This window comes from Nonomuraea sp. NPDC051941 (genome assembly GCF_044593615.1).
On the sequence record NZ_JBIUCF010000001.1, the window covers coordinates 337,677 to 359,525 of the forward strand.

The window sequence follows — 21,849 nt, forward strand, 5'->3', positions numbered from 1 at the left end:
ACCGGTTGATTTTTCTCAATCGGTCAGGGATGCTCTGACGGGTGAGCCTGTTACGCGATCACGACTTCCGCCGGTTGTTCCTCGCCGACGTCGCCAGCCAGGCGGGCAGCCAGCTCCTGGTGCTGGCGCTGCCGCTGGTGGCCGTGTCGGCGCTGCGGGCCTCCGCGTTCGAGGTGGGCCTGCTGGCGGCATGCCAGACGCTGGCGTTCGTGGTGATCGGGCTCCCCGCCGGCGCCCTCGTCGACCGGCTGCGCAAGCGCGTGGTCATGGTGGTCAGCGACTGGGCGAGGGCGCTGGCGCTCGCGTCCGTGCCGGTCGCGTGGTGGCTGGACGTGCTGACGATCCACCAGCTGTACGCGGTGGCGCTGGTGCTGGGCGTGTTCACCGTGTTCTTCGACGTCGCGTACCAGAGCTACCTGCCCTGCCTGGTCGAACGCGAGCGGCTCGTCGAGGGCAACTCCACGCTGGAGATCGTCCGCACGGTGGCGCAGGTCGGCGGGCCGAGCGGGGGCGGCTACCTGATCCACCTCCTCACCGCGCCGTTCGCGCTGGTCGCCACGGTGGCCGGGTTCGCCTGGTCGGCGCTGTGCCTGGGGACGATCCGCAGGCACGAGGCCCGTCCGGAGCCCGGCCGGGCCAACCTGGGCCAGGAGATCGCCGAAGGCGTGCGGTTCGTGCTCGGGCACCGGCTGCTGCGCCGCATCGCCGGCTGCACCGCCACCGCGAACTTCTTCGTCTCCGTGGCCCAGCCCATGCTCCTGCTCCTCCTGGCCAGGGAGCTCGGCCTGGACGCGGGCACCATCGGGCTGCTCATGGCCTCGGGCGGCCTCGGCGGGATCGTCGGCGCGCTGGTCAACGCCCGGGTCGTCAGGCGGCTCGGGCAGGGGCCGGCGATGTGGCTGGGCATCGCCGTGCCCGCGCCGCTGACGTTCGTGCTGCCGTGGATGGCGGCCGACTGGCGGCTGGGGCTGTTCGTGGCCTACGAGTTCTGCGTCGGGGCCGGGGTGGTGATCTACAACGTCACGCAGCTCAGCTTCCGCCAGGCCATCACGCCCGAGCCGCTGCTCGGGCGGGTGAACGCCACCATGCGCTTCCTGGTGTGGGGCACGCTGCCGCTGGGCGGGCTGATCGGCGGCGCGCTGGGCGGGGCGATCGGGGTGCGGAACACGCTCCTGGTCGCGGCTGCCGGGGCCTGCCTGGCGTTCCTGCCGCTGGTCACCTCGCCCCTGCGCTCGATGCGCGAACTGCCCGTCAGTAGTCGCACACTCCGGTAGGGAAGATCTGCTTCAGCCTGGCCCGCTCCTCCTCGGTCGGGTGCCAAGAGCCGTACAGGCCCCTCGCGACGGCCCGATCGACCGGTTGGAGGCGGCACCTGTAGACGCCGCCCGCCAGCGGGCCGCCCGCCACCACGCGGCTCGTCGAGTAGATCGGGAAGCGCTGCGTGCAGGCGCCGGGGGAGCGGCGGTCGAGGATGCCGTCCCAGACGTGCGGGCCCGCCGCGATCTGCGTGCCGTCCGTGGCGAAGCAGCGGTCCACCGCCTCCGGCGGCCTGTTGCCGACCACGCCGCGCGCCGGATATTTCCGGATGTTGGCCATCCAGGCGTCCATCACCTGCAGCGCCTGCGGCGTCTGATCGAACTTCGGCCCGTCAGGCCGCGCGTCCGTGAACCAGATGACCTGATTGCCCGCCCGGCCGTCGTGGTCGAGCATCCGCTGCCTGGACGCGAACGACTGGTGCGAGTCGTGCATGTCGAGCCGGTCCTCCAGGTAGTGCCGCCAGTCGATGATCGGGATGTCGATGTCGCCCCTGAACACCAGGCCGCTGCGCCGCACGTTCCTGATCGCGATCGGGTCTCCCGCGCGCCTGGGCGCCGGGTCGCCCAGGTTGACGTTGCGGGCGCTCCAGGGGTCGAAGTCGGCCGGGCAGGCGGACGGCACGAACGGGCAGCCCTCCTGGACCATGTCCGCCGCCTCCTTCCACGAGCCCGCCTTCGCGTTGACGTCCAGGAACTCGGCCGGGGTGATCACGCCGTCGGCCAGCGCCTTCAGCCCGTACTGGACGCCCACGTTGTCCCAGGTCGAGCGGGCGTACCCGTGCTCGTCCACGCCGTAGACGTTGCGCACGTCGTCCCAGTGCGTCCACTGCACGGTGTCCTTGACGCCCGGCGGGTCCATGCGCTGCCACTCGGGGTCGTTGTTCGAGGTCCACCGCGGGTTCATGGTCAGCGGGGTCAGGCCGCGCCAGCCGTTGACGCACTCGTCGGAGCCCTGTCCGCCGGTGTACGGGTTCGCGACCGTGTCGCCGGCGTTCATGCCGATGAGGGCCGTCCTGTCGTCCCACCGGGCCCAGCGCGGATTGCGGTCCATGTAGCGTTCGAGCAGCTCGCAGTCGCCCACGTGGATGGTCTGGGTGACCATGTCCGGATAGGAGTACTGCGGGATCGCGGCGTCGATCAGCCGGTCGCCCAGGTTCTGGCCGTAGATGTACTGCTGGATGGCCCCGCCCGAGCCGCCCACGCCCACCGTGTAGAGCGGGACGCCGTACTGCTCGATGAAGCGCTCCTTGACCATGAGGGCCGTCTCGCCGCCCAGGATCAGGTTGTAGTGGGTGGAGGTGCGGGTCCCCGACGAGTACATGATCGCGTAGCCCTGGCCCAGCCCGTACGGGTCGAGGGCGTTGCCGCCGAGCGTGCCCTGGTCGTGGCCGATCCCCACGCCGCCGTCGAACCGGTAGATCGCCCGGCCGGTCCAGCCGTCCTCGACCATGGCGATGGAGTAGAGGAAGCGGTTGATCACGCCGCGCTCCCTGCGTACCACGAAGTCGACCGTGCGGCCGTCCGGCAGCGTGGTCGTGGACATGTCGGCGGGCCGCCCAGTGGATCCGCTCGCCGGCATGGGCTTGAACGTGCCGTCCGTGGACCGGTAGAGGCGGTCGGTGACGGCCGGCGCGAAGCAGTCCCTGCTCCAGCCGCCCGCGACGCGCATGCCCTGGCCGTCCTGGTTGTCCGCCGCGGGCGGGCCCAGCCCGCTGCGCTCGGTCTTGCACAGGAACGGGTACTGGTGCGGACCCGAGAAGACCGGCCCCTCGATGGGATGGTTGCGCAACGTCAGCGTCCGCCGCTCCCGGCCCGCCGTGGCGACGATCGTGTTCGCTCCCGTCCTCAGGCCGGTGACCAGGGCCGTGAGGCCGTCCCCGGTCTGCTTGAAGGCCGCCGTGACGTCCTCGCCGTCGCGCGTGACCCGGAGCCGCGTGCCTTCGCGGTGGCGGACCCTGAGCAGGGCGTCACCGCCGGTGACCTGGTCGGGGCGGCTGGAGAGCACGTCCAGCGCCAGATCGGCGCGGGAGGCGTACGCGGGGGCGGGCAAGAGCGACGCGAGCACGGCGAGGACCACCACAGCCTTCATGACCATGACGGTGACACGCCGTCCATCCCTTGCACAGGCCCGACCTTGGCGAGGTGGGCTTGTGCTGGTCGCGCGGCCTTCGCGTCGCTCTGTGGTCAGCCGCCCCATGATTTATGGGCGCGCATCCGGGCCGCGGACATGCCAGTCTGGAATATGTGTTTCCCGACCGCCCTACCAAGCTCGTGCCGCCCGTGCTGGCCAAGATGGCCGCGTGGTGCGCGTGCCTGATCCTTGTCGGCGTGGTCGTCTACTTCTTCGCCCTCGTCATCGCCCGGCTCACGTTCGTGGCGCTGCCCGTGGCGATCGCGCTGCTGCTGACCGCGCTGCTGTTCCCGCTGACCAACAGCCTGCGCCAGGCGGGCATGCGGCCCATCTACGCCACCTGGATCACCATGCTGGTGGCCCTGACCGTGCTCGCCGGCACCGGGTGGCTGGTGGGGGCGCGGGCCAGCGACGAGTTCCCCAACCTCGTCCAGCAGGTGCAGGCGACGGCCCGATCGGTGCAGGACTGGCTGATCACCGGCCCCCTGCACCTCAAAGAGGCACAGATCACAAGCTACGTCGACGAGATCGCCACCATGGTCAACACGCAGCGCACGGCCATCACCGGCACCGTGCTGACGGCCGGGGCGGTCGCATTCGAGGTGCTCGCGTCCATCGTGCTGCTGCTGTTCGTGACGTTCTTCCTGCTCAAGGACGGCGAGCGCATCTGGTCGTGGGTCCTGCGGGGGTTCGGCAACGTCGCGCCGCGCGTGGACCGGGCCGGGCGGGCCGCCTGGGCCACGCTCTCCCACTACGTGCAGGGCACCGTGGCCGTGGCCGCCGTGCACGGGCTCATCATGGGCATCGTGCTGGCGGGCATGGGCGTGCCGCTGTGGGCGCCGCTGGCCGTGCTGATCTTCTTCGCCAGCTTCATCCCCATCGTCGGCATCTTCTTCGCCGGCACGGTCGCCACCCTCGTCACGCTGGGCGCCAAGGGGCTCGTCTACGCGCTGATCTTCCTCGGCATCCTCATCGTCGAGCAGCAGCTGGAAAATCACGTGCTCCAGCCGCTGATCGTGGGCCGGGCGCTCAACTTCCATCCGCTGGCGATCATCCTCGTGCTGGCCATCGGCGGCATCCTGGCCGGCATCGCGGGGGCCGCCGTCGCCGTGCCGGTGGCCGCGGTGATCTACCGCGCGCTGCCCGAGCTCATGCATCAACCACCTGCCCTGCCACCGCCCAGCCATGGTCCCGGCGAGGACAAGGGGCCCACAGGGGACGCCGGGGGAGGGCCCGGCGAGGTTCCCCGTCCGCGCGGCGAGGGGGCCGCTCTCCGCGACGACGTGTCCGGATCGCGCGGCGCGGAGCCCGGCGGCAGAGGCGCCGAGCCCGGAAGCCAGGGCGAGAACGGCCGGCGGGTGGACACCGAGTAACCTCGTCAGCCGTGACTCCCTGTCTCCTCTCCGCTCCCGTGGGCACGACACTCCACTTGCGTGCCGGGTGCGACGGCAATGCGGGCGGGAAGGCGTACCTTGAGGCTGAGGGGCGAAACAGCCCTCCGACGGTCCGTTCGCCCGTCCGCGCGGCGGCGCTGTTCGTCGAGGTGAGCATGGGACACTTCGCCAAGCACGCCACCGTACAGAACACCCAGGACTACGAGGTGAACCCTTGAGCAACGTAGAGGTCCTCATCCAGCGGCTCGACGCCGGGCTGCCGATGCCGTCCTACGCCCACGCGGGAGACGCGGGCGCCGACCTCTACGCGGCCGAGGACGTCGAGTTGCTGCCCGGCGAGCGGGCCGTCATCGGGACGGGCGTCGCGATCGCCCTGCCCGACGGCTACGCCGCGTTCGTCCACCCGAGGTCCGGGCTGGCCGCCAAGCACGGTGTCACGCTGGTCAACGCGCCGGGCACGGTCGACGCGGGCTACCGCGGCGAGATCAGGGTGACGCTGATCAACACCGACGCCAAGGAGCCGTTCCGCCTCCAGCGGGGCGACCGGGTGGCCCAGCTCGTGGTCCAGCGGGTGGAGCGCGCGGCCTTCTACGAGGTGGAGAGCCTGCCGGGTTCGGTGCGCGGCGCCAACGGGTTCGGATCTACAGGACGATGAGCATCGGGCCGCGCTGACGGCCCGCGAGCGAGGAGAGTGAGGAACGTGTTCCGACGTCGTCGTCGTGAGCAGCCGGAGCAGGTCGTCGAGCAGGATCCTGCCGCCCTTGCGCGAGATTCCGGCCCGTGGGACGCCGACGAGCCCCACCCGGAGACCGACAGGATCGACCTGGGCGGCCTGCGGCTGCCGCACAATCCCGACTTCGACGTGCGGCTGGCCTCCGTCGGAGACCAGCACGTCGGTGTCGTCGTGCTCTACGAGGAGAGCTCGCTGCAGCTCCAGGCCCTGGCCGCACCGCGCAGCTCGGGCCTGTGGGACGAGGTCAAGACCAAGATCCTGGCCCAGGCGCAGCATCTGGAGGAGCGGGAAGGCCCGTTCGGCAGCGAGCTGAGGGGCGAGATGAAGGTCGAGGACGGCTCCCGTCCCGCCCGATATCTCGGCATCGACGGGCCCCGCTGGTTCCTGCTCGCCGTGATCTCCGGCAAGGCGGCGCTGGACGAGGCCGTGGCGGCGGCGTACATCGACTTCGTCAAGGACGTCGTGGTGGTCCGGGGCGGCGACCCGATGGCCCGTGAGGAGCCCATCCCGCTGCGCCGCCCCAACGAACAAGCAGGCGAGACGGGCGACGATCGGCCCGGGTTCAACCCGTTCAAACGGGGACCCGAAATCAGCGAGATTCGCTGAGGGCTGACATCGCGCCGACATCACATAGGCTGATTCATCATGAGTACGGCAGAGCCTCCGAAACGCGGGGGATTGCGCGGGTTCTTCAGTCGGCTGGCCTCACCCCAGTCCGAGATCGAGGCCCAGGAACTGCGAGAAGACGCCGACGAGGTCGGCGCGACCCCCATCGTCTCGTGTGGCGGCCGTCGGCGCTTCTGCGTGGCAGGTACGCTACGTACGGTGACACTCCGTCCGAGGGGCGGCGCCCCCGCCCTCGAGGCCGAGCTCTACGACGGGTCCGACGTGATCGACCTGGTCTGGCTCGGCCGCCGCAAGATCGCGGGCATCGAGCCCGGCCGCACGGTCAAAGCCGAGGGCCTGGTCAGCATGCAGGACGGACGCAAGGTGATGTTCAATCCGCGTTACGAGCTGCGCCCAGGGAGTTGACACGTGAGTGCTGAGGCGGAAGAGGTCGCCCACGACACCGTTGAGGCGGCGGTGCGAGCCCAGCTCGCCAAGGCCTTCGGCGGGGTGCGCGGCATCATCGAGGCGGCGATCCCGACGATCGCGTTCACGGTGTGCTGGGTCACCACCGAGGAGCTGAAGCTGTCGCTCATCGTGAGCGTCTCGATCGCGGTGGTGCTGCTGCTGGTCAGGATCGTGCAGCGGTCCACGCCGCAGTTCGTGATCAACAGCCTGATCGGCATCGCGATCGGCGCGTTCTTCGCCAGCCGCACCGGCGACGCGAAGGACTACTTCCTGCCCGGCATCCTGTGGAACGCCGGCTACATGGTGGCGATGCTGCTGTCCATCGTCACCCGGTGGCCGGTGGTGGGCTTCCTGATCGGCTCGGTCACGGGCGACCCGACCGCCTGGCACAAGGACCCGGGCATCGTGAAGCTGTGCACGCGGCTGACCTGGCTGCTCCTGCTGCCGTGCGCGGTCCGGGTGGCCGTGCAGGGGCCGGTCTACTGGTTCGGAGGCGGCAACGAGGCGGTCGCCGCCCTCGGTGTCGCCAAGATCGCCATGGGCTGGCCGCTCCAGGTGGCCGCCCTCGGCGCCATGCTCTGGGTCCTGGGCCGCGGCCGCACCCCGATCAAACCCCCGGTGGCCCCCGCCTGACGATCCCTGGTAAAGATCTCCGGATCATTTCCTAGAAGAGCTGATCCACTTGCGCGGGTACGAAGGCTGGCGAAGGATCACTTCGAGCCAATCGGGGGCCCCAATGTACGCACGTGCCGTCACCGCCCTGGCCACGACCGCCGCCGCCCTGCTCCTGGCAGCGGGGCCGGCCGTCGCCGACGACGACTGGAGGGGGCCGGATGACACTCTGTGCGAACGGTTCCTCGAGAGCCTGGACAGGGGCTCCGTCGTGCTGCCCATGAGTGTCGTCGTCAACTGCATGGACGCGGATGACGCCAGGCGCTTCAGCGTGACCTTCGACTGAGCGCCGGTTCCTGGCTGTCGGGCACCGCCATGGTGATGACACCGAAGGATTCGCCAAGAGGGCTGGAAACCCTGGGTTAACGGGAGAACGCAGCCCTGAGGTGTGGGCCATCGAGGGCCGTCCCAAGGGGCCGGCCGTCGCTGAGGCTGAGGTTTCTGTCACGACGCGCTTCCTGCCCGGGCTCCTGGGGACCGGGCAGGGGCCACCGCTTCGGTGCTGTGACGAGGAGTCGGATGGGACCGCGAGGGGTGGCGCCGCGCTGGTCACGTGCAATCGACCCGGATGCCGGTCCGGCGCTCGCCAGGGGCGGCTTTGCCGTCGTCGTGCCGCCCGGCGGTGGGCGCCGGTAGGGAGTTCAGCCAGATGGAAACGGTCCGCGGGTCGCCGGCGTCCTGTCGCTGCCGGCGCATGACATTGGACCACCCCCGCCGCCCCTCTACGGCGAATAGCGCCGCCTACCCGAGTTCCCCGTCGTCCTCGCTGGATTCCTGGAGTGCCGCCTGGACCTGACGCGAGTCGGCAAAGCCGCGACCTCGCCGGAGACGATCTGGCTGATCAGTTGGGCCGATGGGATGGCCGAATGCCGTGTCGAGGTGCTGAGGTACTGAGGTACTCTGGTGCAGAGGGACAGGTGATTCCCATGGCTATGCCGAACCCGGGCGGCAAGCGGCAAGCGCCGTTGAAGGTCGATCTGGCAACAGACAAACTCATCACGCAAGGTGCACACTTCCTCGGGATGACCAAAAAGGATCTTGTGGATGCCGCGGTCCGTGCCTATCTCGATCGGCAGCGCGAGGAGATCCGTCGAGGCATGATCGAGTCCATGAAGATCCTCGATGGCTCTCTTGCCTCTGGCGTGTCCTTGCTCACAGGGCTTTCCGCCGAGAGGATCGAGGAACTGGGCGGCGTCGGAGGCTGGGAGGAATAGCCTCACAATGGCACACGTCCGGCCCACGATCCGGGTCCTTCGCCATGACCTGGGGATCCCCATTCCTCCAGCAAACCTGCCGCTGGAGAGCGTTGAGCATCCGCTCTTGGACAAAGCCTCGCACCAGTTCGCTGACCCTGACATCGCTCATGAGCGGATACGTGCGATAGACGACACGGTGATGTTCAAGGTCAAGGTGCAGCGATGGCGGGGAGCGGTGTGGAGGGACGAGCCTTCTGCGGACGTCAAGGCATGGTTAGTGGCTGGGGGAATGCGTGAGGAGGGTTCCGGGGACGACTTCTATTCCGCCCTCACTGCCGAAACCCGAGCCGCCCGTGCCCGCTACAACGCGGAGCATGACAAGCCACTGATCACTGACGCCTATAGTGCTCACCTGCTGCCCGGTCCCGATGATCATGACCGGTATCGCCTGGAAAGTGCGACACGGTTCGCATTGCGCCTTAATCGCACTATTCGTGAGCTGGTCTGCGGCTCGCTGCGTGACGGACATGAGCACGCGGCCGACTTCTCAGGCTTCAGGCTGGGCATCTTGATCAGGGCCGAGGACGGGCACGAAACTTATGTCGCGATCCGTATCACCGGTTCCGTTCTGCGCGACCTGGTCACGCTAATCCTGAGCCGGATGCCTGGCTGTCCCCCTGAAGCATGGTTTCCAGAGGTGGCTCTACCTGAGCGTGACCTGCTGCCTGCTGAGCAAGTGTGGTCCAACCTGATGGATCCCAAAGCGGCGGCCCTCCTCCTTGATGAGGAGTAGGGCCGGCTCCGCCCGGCAACGCTGCCGCCGTGGCGCTCGGCGGGACGAATCACATGGTGGGCAGGGACGCCATCGTCCACTGTCTCACCGTGGACTTCCCACGCATGTTCGTCGCCGATGTGGCGCTTGATTTCCGCTGGTTCTACGCCGAACAGCGATGTGGTCGTGGCGGAGGAGACCATGCAGCTACGCTGACCAACGCCCACGCCTATCGCAACGACTACTGTTTCGTCTTCGCACTGCGAGGCGGGCTGATCCATAGGGTGCGCGAGTACATGGACACCGCCAACGGGCACCGCATGGTATTCGATGGGGCGTGAGGCGGGAGCCTCAGACAGTGTCGTCGTGCCTGTTGCGGTGCTGCCTGTCTGCCGAAATAACCTTGCGCCCCGGCGCACGCCGTTGATGCGTGAGTAATCGGGGTCGCGTCCGGGGGTGCGGGGACCGGCAGGTCCCCGCCTGGGGTGTGGGGGCCTGCCCCCACAGGGCGCTGCCCGAGCTCTCGTCGCGCGCAGCGCGCCTTCAAGCGAGGACCGCGCCGTTGAGGGGTCGAAGGGGCGGAGCCCCTGGGAGGCGGGGCCCGAGTGCTTGCATGGCGCGAAGCGCCTCCCGGTGCGAGGACCTTGCCTTTCGGCCCCGGAACCCCCCCAAGGGGTCCGGGTCCGTACCGGCTAGTGCTGGGAGAGGAGGTGGGCGAGCTCCTGCTCCACCTCCTGGTTCGCGACGAACAGCAGCTCGTCCCCCGCCTCCAGCGGATCGTCCGCCGTCGGCACCAGGACCCGGCCCTCCCTGAGGATCGCGACCAGGGCGGAGTCCACGGGCCACGGCACCGAGCCGGCCCGCTGGCCCACGACCGGGGCGTCCTCGGCCAGCGTGAGCTCCACCAGGTTGGCCTGGCCCTGGCGGAAGGTCATCAGGCGTACGAGGTCTCCGACGCTGACCGCCTCCTCCACCAGGGCGCTCAGCAGGCGCGGGGTCGAGACGGCCACGTCGACGCCCCAGGACTCGTTGAAGAGCCACTCGTTGTTGGGGTGGTTGATGCGGGCCACCACGCGCGGTACGCCGTACTCGGTCTTGGCCAGCAGGGAGACCACCAGGTTGACCTTGTCGTCGCCGGAGGAGGCGACCACGACGTGGCAGTTGTTGAGCCCGGCCTCGTCGAGGGAGGCGATCTCGCAGGCGTCGGCGAGGAGCCATTCGGCGCGCGGCACGCTGTCGATCTTGATGGCCCTGGGGTCCACGTCGATGAGCAGGACCTCGTGGCCGTTCTCCAGGAGCTCGGCCGCGATGGAGCGGCCCACGGCGCCCGCTCCGGCGATGGCGACGCGCATCACTCGTCCTCTTCCGGTGCCGCGGCGAGCACCTTGTTGATCCGGTCCATGTCGTTCTCCGCGGCGATGACGTGGAGCACGTCGCCCTCCTGCACCACGGTGTCCTCCGTGATGGTCAGAGCCTCGCCCATGCGGTTGATGAAGGCCACGCGCGTCTTGACGCGGTGCTCGAGGTCGACGACGCGGGTGCCGATCCACTCGGGGTTGGCGGTGACCTCCGCCAGGATGATCGTGCCCGTGGGGTCGCGCCAGAGCGGCTCGGCGCCCTCGGGGAGGATGCGGCGCAGGATCTGGTCGGCCGTCCACCGTACGGTCGCCACCGTGGGGATGCCGAGCCGCTGGTAGACCTCGGCGCGGCGAGGGTCGTAGATGCGGGCCACCACGTTGTCCACGCCGAACGTCTCGCGGGCCACGCGAGCGGAGATGATGTTGGAGTTGTCGCCGCTGGAGACCGCGACGTACGCGGCGGCGGACTCGATGCCGGCCTCGGTGAGCACGTCGCGATCGAAGCCCACGCCCGTCACCCGCCGCCCTCGGAACCCGGCGCGAAGCCGCCGGAACGCCTGCGGGTCGCGGTCGATGATGGCGACGGAATGGCCGCTGTCCTCGAGGATATGAGCGAGAGTCGAACCGACTCGGCCACACCCCATGATCACTATATGCATTTCCCCCCGCACTTTCGCGGTCGGCCCATTGCTGGACACCAGTATGGCCCGAGGGGGGAGCGCCTCGTTTAAGGCCTCGGTATGGGGCTAGCATCTCGTTACGTGGCGAAGGTAACGGATCTTGTCAAACGCTTGCTCGTGGGGCGCGCCCTGCGTAGCGGGCAGCTTCACGAGCAACTCCTCCCAAAACGGATAGCACTGCCGGTTTTCGCGAGTGACGCGCTCTCTTCTGTGGCGTATGCGCCCCAAGAGATTCTGGTCATCCTGTCGTTGGCCGGAGTCTCCTTCTACACCTACAGTCCCTGGGTCGCGATCGCCGTCGTGGTCGTGATGCTCACCGTCGTGGCGTCGTACCGGCAGAACGTGCACGCCTATCCGAGCGGCGGCGGGGACTACGAGGTGGCGACCACCAACCTCGGCAAGAACGCCGGGCTCACCGTCGCCAGCGCGCTCATGGTCGACTACGTGCTCACGGTCGCCGTGTCCGTCGCCAACGGCGTCGATTACGTCGGCGCCACAATTCCGTTCGTGGGCCAGCACAAGCCCGCCATCGCCATCGCCATCGTGATCCTCCTCACGGTGATCAACCTGCGCGGCATCCGCGAGTCCGGCGCCGCCTTCGCCGTTCCCACATACGCGTTCATGATCGCCGTTCTGGCCCTGATCGCCTGGGGCGGGTTCCGGCTGCTGGTGCTGGGTGAGCAGCTCCAGGCGCCGAGCGCCCACTTCACCATCGAGGCCGAGCAGACCAACCTGACCACCTTCGCCGCCGCGTTCCTGATCCTGCGCGCGTTCTCCTCCGGCTGCGCCGCCCTGACGGGCGTCGAGGCCATCAGCAACGGCGTGCCCGCCTTCAGAAAGCCCAAGAGCAAGAACGCCGCCACCACGCTGCTGATGATGGGCCTGGTCGCGATCACTATGTTCGGCGGCATCATCGCGCTCGGCCTCGCGTCGGGCGTGAAGATCGCCGAGCCGTCCGTGGTCGCCACCGACCTGCACCTGCCCAACGGCAACCCCGTCGGCCCCGGCTACTACCAGCAGCCGATCATCTCCCAGGTGGCCGACGCGGTGTTCGGCGGGGGGTCGCTGCCGTTCGTGGTGATCTCGGCGGTGACCGCCCTGATCCTCTTCCTGGCCGCCAACACGGCCTTCAACGGCTTCCCGGTGCTCGGCTCCATCCTGGCGCAGGACCGTTACCTGCCGCGCCAGCTCCACACCCGCGGCGACCGGCTGGCCTTCTCCAACGGCATCATCATCCTCGCGCTCGGCGCGTGCCTGCTGCTGTGGGGCTTCCAGGCCGACGTCAGCCGCCTGCTGAACCTCTACATCGTCGGCGTCTTCGTCTCGTTCACGCTCAGCCAGATCGGCATGGTCATCCACTGGACCCGCCACCTGAAGACCGAGACCGACCCCAAGGTGCGCCACCAGATGCACCGCTCCCGTGTGATCAACTTCTTCGGCGGGATCATGACGGGGCTCGTGCTGGTGGTCGTGCTGCTGACGAAGTTCCTGGTCGGGGCGTGGATCGTGTGCATCGCGATGCCGATCCTGTTCCTCATGATGAAGGGCATCAGGCGCCACTACGACAACGTGGCGGCCGAGCTGGAGATCAGCGAGGAGTACGAGCCGACGATGCTGCCCGCGCGCAACCACGCGATCGTGCTCGTCTCCAAGCTGCACAAGCCGACCATGCGCGCGCTGGCCTACGCCCGCGCCACCAGGCCGTCCACGCTGGAGGCCATCACGGTGGGCGTCGAGGGCGAGGACGCGCGCAAGCTGCAGGAGGAGTGGGAGCGGCGGGGCATCCCGGTGCAGCTCAAGATGCTCGACTCGCCGTACCGCGAGATCACGCAGCCCATCCTCGACTACGTCAAGACCCTGCGGCGGCGCTCGCCGCGCGACGTGGTGACCGTGTTCATCCCCGAGTACGTGGTCGGCCACTGGTGGGAGCACGCGCTGCACAACCAGAGCGCGCTCAGGCTGAAGGCACGGCTGCTGTTCAAGCCGGGGGTCATGGTGACGAGCGTGCCCTGGCAGCTGCACTCCTCCGACCGCCTCAAGGGCAGGCCGGAGCCGTTCGCGCCAGGCGCGGTGCGCCGTCCCTGGGACCAGACCGCCAAGGATGGAGAGCAGGCTCGGGCATAGGGTGTCCCTGTGGAACAGGCATCTCTCGAGCTGACGGTAGGTCCGGTCGCGCACGGCGGCTGGTGTGTGGCGCGCCACGAAGGGCGCGTGGTGTTCGTACGCCACGCCTTGCCAGGCGAGCGGGTGATCGCCGACGTCACCGAGGAGACCGCCAGGTTCCTGCGTGCCGACGCCGTGGAGATCCTGGAGCCCTCGCCCGACCGCGTCGTCCCGCCCTGCCCGTACGCCGGCCCTGGGCGGTGCGGCGGGTGCGACTGGCAGCACGCCACGCTGGAGGCACAGCGGCGGCTCAAGGCGCAGGTCGTTGCCGAGCAGCTCAAGCGGCTCGCGGGCCTGTCGCGCGAGGTCGTGGTGGAGGAGGTGCCGGGCGCCAAGGACGGGCTCGGCTGGCGCACCCGCGTCCAGTTCGCCGCCCGGCCCGGCGGTGAGCTGGGCTTCCGCCGGCACCGTTCGCATGACATCGAGGTCGTGGACGCCTGCCTGATCGCCCACCCGGAGGTGGAGGCGGTCGGGGCGGAACAGCACTCCTGGCCGGGCGCGGCCGGCGTCGAGGTCATCGCGTCCTCGTCCGGCGACCGGGCCGTGGTCGTCTCTCCCAGGCCGCGCCGCAGCGTCACCGTGCCCGAGCTCGAAGCGCCCGCCTCGATCCTCCTGGACCAGGGCAAGGGCCGTACGGTGCCACGCCGCGGCTCGGGGGTGCTGCACGAGCAGGTCGGCGACCGCGGCTTCCGGGTCGCGGGCAGCGGCTTCTGGCAGGTCCACCCGGGCGCCGCCGAGACGCTGCTGGACGCGGTGCTGGCCTACGCGGCGCCGGAGCCGGGGGAGTGGGCGCTCGACCTCTACTGCGGGGTGGGGCTGTTCGCCGCCGGTCTGGCGGAGGCTGTGGGGGCCGAGGGGGCGGTGTTCGGGCTGGAGTCGGAGGCGGCCGCCGTCCGCGACGCCCGCGCCAACCTCCGCGACCTGCCGCAGGCCCGGGTGGAGCGGGGACGGGTCGAGGAGGCGCTGGACCGCTTCCAGATCGAACGCGCCGACCTCGTGGTCGTCGACCCGCCCCGTTCCGGGCTGGGGCGCGAGGTGGTGGAGCGGATCGCCGCGCTGGACGCGCAGCGGATCGTGTACGTCTCCTGCGACCCGGCCACGCTGGCGCGGGACCTGGCCTGGCTGGCGGAGCTCGGTTACCCGCTCTCCGACCTGCGGGCCTTCGACGCCTTCCCGATGACCCACCACGTGGAGTGCGTGGCCCTGCTGGCCAAGCAGTGATCCGTCGTCCCGGCCCGCCTCGCGGGTGAGCCGGGTCCTTCTCAGCCCGCGGCGCACGATGCGCCGCGGGTTTCTTCGTGAACCCCCAAGCGATCCTCCGCGTATCTCCAGGTGGCTCCCATGGGGGCCATGGGGCGTGCAAAGCCCGGTGAGACAGGAGTTTCGGGCCTGTGGCAGCGGGGGCACGGACGCCTCAGATGGCACTTTGGTTTACCCGAGTTGCGAGATTTATATCGCAATTTAGTGACAAGTCGGTCTCGTTCCCGACAGAATGCCTTGCCATCCAGCGTCTATGGCAACTGGAGGGAATCCCCTATGCGTAGACCCATTGGGGTATTTGCCGGGCTCATCGGCCTGGCGGCGCTCTGCGCGCCGATCGGTGCGGCCGAGGCCGCGGCGCAGAGCTCGGTCGAGGCGCAGGCCTCGTGCCGCGTGAACGTGGCCAAGCCCAGCCTGACCAACGCATTGAAGATCAAGTCGTTCGCCACCCGTCGCAACTGCGACGACAGCGCACTCCTGCGCATCCGCATCAAGCGCGCCGTCCCGGGTCCCGACCCCGTCGTCAAGAGCGGGGCCTCCAAGGACGGCCGCATCACCTTGACACTCGCCTGCAAACCGGGCACCTACTACGCGGTCGCGACCGACTATCGCGGCGGCACCGCCAAGTCCCGGGCCGTCCGGCTGACCTGCACCCCTGACAGCACGCCGACGCCCACTCCCACCACTCCCAGCCCCAGCGGCACGTCGACCCCGACGCCCACCGCGCCGCCCCCGTCGTCCGGAGGGACGGTCGGCACGGCCGAGGAGAACGAGGTCCTCAGGCTGACCAACGCCGAGCGGGCCAAGGGCGGCTGCCAGCCGCTCAAGCACGACCCGCAGCTCCGCACCGCCGCGTTCGGCCACTCCGACGACATGGCGAAGCAGGGCTACTTCGACCACACCTCCAAGGACGGCCGCAGCTTCATGGACCGCATCCGGGGGGCCGGCTTCAGCGGGGGCACGGCCTTCGCCGAGAACATCGCCTTCGGCCAGCCCTCCCCGGCCTCCGTGGTCCAGGGCTGGATGAACAGCGAGGGCCACCGGGCCAACATCATGAACTGCCGGTACAACCTGATCGGCGTCGGCGTGGCCAAGAACTCCCAGGGCCGGATCTACTGGACCCAGGACTTCGCGGCGAAGTAGGTCAAGTAAGCCAGGCGGGCCGATCAGGCCAAGTGGCCGCGCAGCCGTCCCATCTCGTCGGCGATGGTGGCCAGGGTCCAGTGGGCGTTCAACCCGCTCGGGTTGGGCAGCACCCACACCCTGGCCCCACCGACGAGCTCCTCCTGAGGGCCGATGCGGGCCTTGGGGCGGGCGAAGGCCATGCGGTACGCCGAGATCCCCAGCACCGCGAGGACCGCCGGCGTCGCGGCCGCAACCTTCGCGGTCAGGGCCAGGCCGCCCTCCACCAGCTCCTCCCGGGTCAGCTCCGACGCCTTGGCGCTCGGGCGGGCGACGATGTTCGTGATGCCCAGGCCGTACGAGGGGAGAAGGTGCTGCTCGGCCGGGGCCAGCAGGCGCGGGGTGAAGCCGGACAGGTGCAGCGCGGGCCAGAAGCGGTTGCCGGGCCGGGCGAAGTGGTGGCCGGTGGCCTCGGACATGAGGCCGGGATTGATGCCGCAGAACAGCACGTCGAGCTCGGGGGCCAGGACGTCGTCGATCACGTGCCGGAGATTAGCCCATCTCTTCGAGTTTGCGGCCCTTGGTCTCACGCACCCACCTGACGACGAACAGGAACGACAGCACCGCGAAGAACGCGTACATGGCGTAGGTGAGCGGCAGGTTCCAGGCCGCCATCGCCGGGAACGTCACCGTGACCGCCCAGTTCGCGATCCACTGGGCCCCGGCGGAGACGCCCAGGGCGGCGGCGCGGATGCGGTTCGGGAACATCTCCCCCAGCAGCACCCAGACCACCACACCCCAGGACAGGGCGAAGAACAGCACGAACACGTTGGCCGCCACGAGCGCGATCAGCCCCTGCGGGTCGGGCAGCGTGACCGTCTTGCCCACCTCCCTGGCCGCGCTGAACGCCCACGCCGCGGTGGCCAGCGAGACCGCCATGCCCGCGGAGCCGATCAGGAGCAGCGGCTTGCGCCCGATCCTGTCCACCAGCGAGATCGCGATGAACGTGCCCACGATGTTGATCATCGAGCTGGAGAAGCTGATCAGCAACGAGGCGCTCTGGTTGATGCCGACCGACTGCCACAGTACGGACGAGTAGTAGAAGATCACGTTGATGCCGACGAACTGCTGGAAGACCGACAGGCCGATCCCGATCCAGACGATCGGCAGCAGCCCGAGCGCGGGCCCGCGCAGGTCCTTCAGCCCCGGCACCCGCTGGGTGCGCAGCACGTGCTGGATCGCCGCGATGTGGGCCTCGATGTCCACGTCCTCGGGCTCGATCTCGGACAGCACCTCGCGGGCCCTCCTGGTGCGTCCCGACATGATCAGGTAGCGTGGCGACTCGGGGATGATCAGCGCGAACGTCAGGTAGAACAGGGCGGGCACGACGCAGGCGCCCAGCATCCACTGCCACGCCTGCAGGCCCCAGAGGGGGTTGTTCACGTTGCCGCCGGCCAGCTGGACGATCAGGTAGTCGACGAGCTGCGAGACCGCGATGCCGAGCACGATCGCCAGCTGCTGGAACGAGCCCAGCCGTCCCCGGTAGGCGGGCGGGGCCACCTCGGCGATGTACGCGGGCCCGATCACCGACGCCATGCCGATCGCGAAGCCCGCGATCACGCGCCAGAACGCGAGGTCCCAGATGGCGAACGGCAGCATCTGACCGATCGAGCTGACCGCGAACAGCAGCGCCGCCACCTGCATCGTCCTGGTGCGCCCCAGCCGGTCGGCCAGCCCGCCGCCCGCCCACGCCCCCACGGCGGACCCGAGCAGCGCGATGGCCACCACGAACCCGATCTCGACCGGCCCCACGTGGAAGTACTTCTGGATGCCGACGACGGCGCCGTTGATCACGGCGCTGTCGTAGCCGAACAAGAACCCCCCGATGGCCGCGGCCGCCGTGATGAAGATGACGTGGCCGAGGTGCTCGTGGTGCGCGAACTTCGTTGCCATGCAGGTCCTTCCCCGTGGTGGGGGACATACCCGCAGGTCATGGCGTTAGTCAGAGCCGGGGATCCACAGGCTCCGACTCCAGGGCCAGCACCGCGAAGACCGGCTCGTGCACCCGCCAGGCCGCCTCGCCGTCCGCCAGCCGCGACAGCGCCTCCAGCCCCAGCGCGTACTCGCGCAGCGCCATCGAGCGCTTCTTGCCCAGGAAGCGCCGGCGCAGCACGTCGAGCGACTCGGTGTAGTCGGGGCCGTAGATGATGCGCAGGTATTCGCGCCCGCGCACCTTCACCCCGGGCTGCACCCGCCCGGGAGCGTACGCGGCGGGCTTGACCACCATGCCCTCGCCGCCCGCCGCCGTCAGGGACTCCCACCACTCGGTCGCCGAAGCCCTCGACCCGGCCGAGTCGAGCGTGACGGAGACGTGCCGGGTGGGGGCGATCAGCGGCGAGTCGAGCAGCGCCAGCGTGGACAGGTGCCAGGCGTGCGGCTCCAGCGCCGTGGCCCGCCCCTCGCAGGCGAGGATCTGGAACGGCGCCACCCGGATGCCCTCCAGGCCGTCGACCGGCCAGCAGTAGCGTGCATAAGCGTCGCGGAACAGGGCAGCGTTGTCGGAGCGGCGCCGGGTGCGGGTCAGCAGTCCGCCCACGTCCATTCCCCGCCCGGCCGCCGCCTCCAGCGCCGCGACCGCCTCGGGCAGCGCGACGCGGGCGGCCGCGCCGACGGAGGCGTACTGCGAGCGGATCAGCTCGCCGGCCTTCGCCGACCAGGGCAGCAGCTCGCAGTCGAGCACCACCCAGTCGGAGTCCAGCTCCGCCCAGAGCGGCTCGCACGCCTCGCGCAGCCGTGCGACCAGCGGCGCCGTGTCGTCGAAGAACGGCCGTCCGGTACGCGTGTAGACGGCGCCGGTGCTGCCGTCCGTCACGCCGAACCTGGCCGCCGCCACCTCCGGCGTCCTGGCCAGCACGGCGACGGCCCGCGAGCCCATGTGCTTCTCCTCGCACACGACCTCGCGCACCCCGGCGGCGGCGAACTCCTCGAACGCCTCGTGCGGGTGCTCGAGGTAGCCGTCCAGCCGGGACGTCTCCGGCGGCGCCATGGTGGGCGGCAGGTAGACCAGCCAGCGCGGGTCCACCGCGAACCGGCTCATGACCTCCAAGGCCGCGGCCGCGTTCTCCTCCAGGACCTTGACCCTGGTGCCGAACCTGGTCTCGACGTGCCGGGTGCCGATCACGTCGTTGATGTCCAGCATGCCGGGATCGCGGGCCGAGCCGGTGCCGAGGGGCTTGGTCGGCTCGTACCAGACCTTCTCTGCCGGGATCTGGACGATCTGCCGCTCCGGGTAGCGCAGCGCGGTCAGGTGGCCGCCGAAGACGCAGCCGGTGTCGAGGCAGATCGTGTTGTTCACCCACTCGGGGCGGACCGTGGGGGTGTGGCCGTAGACGACCATCGCCCGGCCGCGGTACTCGTCGGCCCACGGGTAGCGGACGGGCAGGCCGTACTCGTCGGTCTCGCCGGTCGTGTCGCCGTACAGGGCGAACGCGCGCACCCGGCCCGAGGCGCGGCCGTGGTAGGCCTCCTTCAGGCCCGCGTGCGCGACCACGAGCCGGCCGCCGTCGAGGCGGTAGTGGCTGAGCAGGCCGTCCATGAACGTCCTGGCCCGCTCCACGAACTCCGGCTCCTGCGCCGCGAGCTGGTCGAGCGACTCGCGCAGGCCGTGCGCGACCGTGACCTTGCGGCCGTTGAGCGCGCGCACCAGCTTCTGCTCGTGGTTGCCGGCCACGCAGATCGCGGTGCCGGCCTCGACCATGTCCATCACCAGGCGCAGCACGCCGGGGGTGTCGGGCCCGCGGTCGACCAGGTCGCCGACGAACACGGCCGTGCGCCCCTCCGGGTGCGTGAGTCCTTCCCAGCCGAGCCTGCGTAGCAGCGTCTCCAGCTCCGAGCGGCAGCCGTGCACGTCGCCGATGATGTCGAAGGGGCCGGTCAGCTCGGTCCTGTCGGACCAGGCCCTCTCGTACGTGATCTCCGCGTCGTCGATCTCGTCGAGGCCGCGCAGCACGTGGACCCGCCGGAACCCGTCGTTGGAGATCTTGCTCAGCGAGCGCCGCAGGTCCTTGCGCTGGCGGATGACCACGCCGGGGCCGAAGTCGCGGTCGGGCCGGGCGGCGTTGCGCTCGATGGCCACCTCCTCGGGCGCGTCGAGCACGATCGCGTCGCACAGCACGTCGTACTTCCTGGCCAGGTCGAGGAGGCTCCTGCGGGCCGCGTACTGGACGTTGGTGGCGTCGACCACGGTGAACAGGCCCCTGGCCAGCCGTACGCCGACGATGTGGTGCAGCAGGTCGAACGCCGCGGGCGTGGCCGACTGGTCGTTCTCGTCGTCGGAGACCAGGCCGCGGCAGAAGTCGGAGGAGATGACCTGCGTGGGCTTGAAGTGCTTCCTGGCGAACGTCGACTTGCCGCTGCCCGAGACGCCGACGAGCACCACCAGCGAGAGCTCAGGAACGCTGATCACGGGTGAACACTCCCATCTGGGTCGGCGGGCCGACCTCGGGGTCATCGTCGCCGACCGGCGCGAAAGCGACCTGGTAGCCGTACTCGCCGGCGACCCTGGTGGCCCAGGCAGCGAACTCGGCGCGGGTCCACTCGAAGCGGTGGTCGGGATGGCGCAGGCCGGTCAGGAACTCGTAGCGGACGTTGTGCTCGATGTTGGGGGTGGTGACGAGCACGTGCTGGGGCCGGGCGCGGCCGAACACGACGCGTTCGAGCGCGGTCAGGCGCGGCGGGTCGACGTGCTCGATCACCTCCATGAGCACCGCGGCGTCGTAGCCGGACAGCCGCTTGTCGGTGTACGTGAGCGCGCCCTGGAACAGGGTGAGCCTGGCGCGCTTGCTGTCGGGCATGCGGTCCAGCCGCAGCTTGCGGGCGGCGATGGTGAGCGCCATCGACGAGACGTCCATGCCGCCGACCCTGGCGAACCTGGGCCTGGCCAGCAGCGCGCCGACCAGCTCGCCCTGGCCGCAGCCCAGGTCGATCACGCTGACCGCGCCGAGCTCCTCCAGCTTGGCCAGCACCGCCTCGCGCCGCCGGAGGTTCAGCGGCTTCGCCTTGGGCGCCTGCTGGGTGGCCTCATCTTGGGCGGCCTCCTCCTGGGGAGCGTCGCCCTGGGCCTCGGCCTCCGCGGCGGCCGCCTCGTCGGCGGCGGTCTCCCCGGCGGGCGCGTCCTCCTCGACCGCGGGCTCCAGCTCCTCCTCGGTCTCGTCGCCCAGCTCGGCCAGGCGTGCCAGCGCGGTGCGGGCCAGCGCCCAGCGCCGCCCCAGGTAGCGCCGGGTGATCAGGCCGCGCTCCGGGTGCCCGGCCAGCCAGCCCTCGCCCGCCCTGATCAGCTTGTCGACCTCGTCGGGTGCGATCCAGTAGTGCTTGCCGTCGTCGAGCACCGGCAGGAGCACGTACAGGTGGTTGAGCGCGTCGGCGAGGCGCGCCGTGCCGCGCAGGGTGAGCCGGACATAGCGCGAATCGCCCCACTCGGGGAAGCCCTCGTCGAGCGGCAGAGCCTGCGCGTCCACCTCCCACCCGAGCGGCTCGAACAGCCTGGTGGCCAGCTCGGGGCCGCCCCGGCAGGGCAGCGCGGGCAGCCGCAGCTCCAGCGGCAGCGGCGTGCCCGCCAGCTCGGGCCTGGCCGCGCACCGGCCCGCCCGCGCCGTGCGGAACACGTCGGCCAGCGCCACGGCCAGCAGCGAGGAGGCAGCGTAGGGGCGGTCGTTGACGTACTGCGACAGGCTGAAGTCGGGCGAGCTCTTGCCGCGCGACCTGACCAGCGCGATCGGATCGACTTCGAGCAGGAGCGCCGCCGTGCAGCGCTCCTCCTCGGCCTCGGGGTAGAACACCGTCGCCGTGCCGAACGACCGGCCGAACTCCTGCACGCGCCCGGGATGCTTGTGCAGGAGGAAACCCAGGTCAGTGGCGGGCCTCGCGGTGGTCGTGATCGTCAGCAGCACGCCCCAAGTCTGCCGTACCGCCACGAAGCG

At 70.0% G+C, this 21,849-nt stretch carries 21 protein-coding genes; 14 read left to right on the forward strand and 7 right to left on the reverse strand.

Annotated features, from left to right (window positions below; genetic code table 11):
- The first annotated feature begins 41 nt into the window (after positions 1-41).
- Positions 42-1,274: an MFS transporter gene (locus tag ACIHFD_RS01495; protein ID WP_363965939.1), complete on the forward strand. Its 1,233-nt coding sequence runs from the start codon at positions 42-44 to the stop codon at positions 1,272-1,274.
- Here ACIHFD_RS01495 and ACIHFD_RS01500 read toward each other — a convergent pair.
- Positions 1,252-3,405, reverse strand: coding sequence for a DUF6351 family protein (locus ACIHFD_RS01500; protein ID WP_397365097.1), 2,154 nt, complete (start codon positions 3,403-3,405; stop codon positions 1,252-1,254). The genes ACIHFD_RS01495 and ACIHFD_RS01500 overlap by 23 nt on opposite strands.
- Before the next feature lie 155 nt (positions 3,406-3,560).
- Here ACIHFD_RS01500 and ACIHFD_RS01505 point away from each other — a divergent pair, with 155 nt between their 5' ends.
- From ACIHFD_RS01505 to ACIHFD_RS01550, 10 genes are all read left to right on the forward strand, one after another.
- On the forward strand, positions 3,561-4,820 hold the full coding sequence (locus ACIHFD_RS01505) for an AI-2E family transporter (protein WP_397365098.1): 1,260 nt from the start codon (positions 3,561-3,563) through the stop codon (positions 4,818-4,820).
- A gap of 11 nt (positions 4,821-4,831) precedes the next feature.
- Positions 4,832-5,059, forward strand: coding sequence for a hypothetical protein (locus tag ACIHFD_RS01510; RefSeq protein WP_397365099.1), 228 nt, complete (start codon positions 4,832-4,834; stop codon positions 5,057-5,059).
- Positions 5,056-5,496 (forward strand): dUTP diphosphatase, encoded by a 441-nt coding sequence (dut, locus tag ACIHFD_RS01515; protein WP_355194384.1) that lies wholly within the window; start codon positions 5,056-5,058, stop codon positions 5,494-5,496. Before ACIHFD_RS01510 ends, dut begins: the two co-directional genes overlap by 4 nt.
- Positions 5,497-5,541: 45 nt before the next feature.
- Complete coding sequence (locus ACIHFD_RS01520; protein WP_397365100.1) at positions 5,542-6,180, forward strand: DUF3710 domain-containing protein; 639 nt, start codon at positions 5,542-5,544, stop codon at positions 6,178-6,180.
- A 39-nt stretch (positions 6,181-6,219) separates the two neighbouring features.
- Positions 6,220-6,606: an OB-fold nucleic acid binding domain-containing protein gene (locus ACIHFD_RS01525; protein WP_090929309.1), complete on the forward strand. Its 387-nt coding sequence runs from the start codon at positions 6,220-6,222 to the stop codon at positions 6,604-6,606.
- A 3-nt stretch (positions 6,607-6,609) separates the two neighbouring features.
- Positions 6,610-7,281, forward strand: coding sequence for a DUF3159 domain-containing protein (locus ACIHFD_RS01530; RefSeq protein WP_318786963.1), 672 nt, complete (start codon positions 6,610-6,612; stop codon positions 7,279-7,281).
- A gap of 103 nt (positions 7,282-7,384) precedes the next feature.
- Positions 7,385-7,606, forward strand: coding sequence for a hypothetical protein (locus ACIHFD_RS01535; protein ID WP_397365101.1), 222 nt, complete (start codon positions 7,385-7,387; stop codon positions 7,604-7,606).
- A gap of 640 nt (positions 7,607-8,246) precedes the next feature.
- Positions 8,247-8,534: a hypothetical protein gene (locus ACIHFD_RS01540; protein WP_397365102.1), complete on the forward strand. Its 288-nt coding sequence runs from the start codon at positions 8,247-8,249 to the stop codon at positions 8,532-8,534.
- 7 nt (positions 8,535-8,541) lie between these two features.
- Positions 8,542-9,309, forward strand: coding sequence for a hypothetical protein (locus tag ACIHFD_RS01545; protein ID WP_397365103.1), 768 nt, complete (start codon positions 8,542-8,544; stop codon positions 9,307-9,309).
- Between the two features lie 29 nt (positions 9,310-9,338).
- On the forward strand, positions 9,339-9,629 hold the full coding sequence (locus ACIHFD_RS01550; protein WP_397365104.1) for a hypothetical protein: 291 nt from the start codon (positions 9,339-9,341) through the stop codon (positions 9,627-9,629).
- Positions 9,630-9,980: 351 nt separating this feature from the next.
- Here ACIHFD_RS01550 and ACIHFD_RS01555 read toward each other — a convergent pair whose 3' ends face one another.
- Together ACIHFD_RS01555 and ACIHFD_RS01560 are read right to left on the reverse strand one after the other, a co-directional pair.
- Positions 9,981-10,640 (reverse strand): TrkA family potassium uptake protein, encoded by a 660-nt coding sequence (locus tag ACIHFD_RS01555; protein ID WP_350722859.1) that lies wholly within the window; start codon positions 10,638-10,640, stop codon positions 9,981-9,983.
- Complete coding sequence (locus ACIHFD_RS01560) at positions 10,640-11,305, reverse strand: TrkA family potassium uptake protein (protein ID WP_350722857.1); 666 nt, start codon at positions 11,303-11,305, stop codon at positions 10,640-10,642. Before ACIHFD_RS01560 ends, ACIHFD_RS01555 begins: the two co-directional genes overlap by 1 nt.
- Positions 11,306-11,407: 102 nt before the next feature.
- Between ACIHFD_RS01560 and ACIHFD_RS01565 the strand changes: the two genes are divergently transcribed.
- The 3 genes from ACIHFD_RS01565 (at position 11,408) to ACIHFD_RS01575 (ending at position 15,892) form a co-directional block, all read left to right on the forward strand.
- Entirely contained in the window at positions 11,408-13,450 is a 2,043-nt protein-coding gene (locus tag ACIHFD_RS01565) for an APC family permease (RefSeq protein ID WP_397365105.1), read from the forward strand.
- A gap of 9 nt (positions 13,451-13,459) precedes the next feature.
- Positions 13,460-14,710: a class I SAM-dependent RNA methyltransferase gene (locus ACIHFD_RS01570; protein ID WP_397365106.1), complete on the forward strand. Its 1,251-nt coding sequence runs from the start codon at positions 13,460-13,462 to the stop codon at positions 14,708-14,710.
- Between the two features lie 315 nt (positions 14,711-15,025).
- A complete protein-coding gene (locus tag ACIHFD_RS01575) occupies positions 15,026-15,892 on the forward strand; it encodes a CAP domain-containing protein (RefSeq protein ID WP_364239635.1) in 867 nt (288 codons plus the stop codon).
- A gap of 23 nt (positions 15,893-15,915) precedes the next feature.
- Here ACIHFD_RS01575 and mug read toward each other — a convergent pair whose 3' ends face one another.
- Genes mug through ACIHFD_RS01595 form a run of 4 tightly spaced genes read right to left on the reverse strand, consistent with a single transcriptional unit; the run spans position 15,916 to position 21,819 of the window.
- Positions 15,916-16,413 (reverse strand): G/U mismatch-specific DNA glycosylase, encoded by a 498-nt coding sequence (mug, locus tag ACIHFD_RS01580; protein WP_397365107.1) that lies wholly within the window; start codon positions 16,411-16,413, stop codon positions 15,916-15,918.
- A gap of 10 nt (positions 16,414-16,423) precedes the next feature.
- Positions 16,424-17,824, reverse strand: a complete 1,401-nt coding sequence (locus ACIHFD_RS01585; protein WP_397365108.1) for a sugar porter family MFS transporter — start codon at positions 17,822-17,824, stop codon at positions 16,424-16,426.
- A 49-nt stretch (positions 17,825-17,873) separates the two neighbouring features.
- Positions 17,874-20,381 (reverse strand): polynucleotide kinase-phosphatase, encoded by a 2,508-nt coding sequence (locus ACIHFD_RS01590; RefSeq protein ID WP_397365109.1) that lies wholly within the window; start codon positions 20,379-20,381, stop codon positions 17,874-17,876.
- A complete protein-coding gene (locus ACIHFD_RS01595) occupies positions 20,320-21,819 on the reverse strand; it encodes a 3' terminal RNA ribose 2'-O-methyltransferase Hen1 (protein WP_397365110.1) in 1,500 nt (499 codons plus the stop codon). Before ACIHFD_RS01595 ends, ACIHFD_RS01590 begins: the two co-directional genes overlap by 62 nt.
- Positions 21,820-21,849 lie beyond the last annotated feature (30 nt).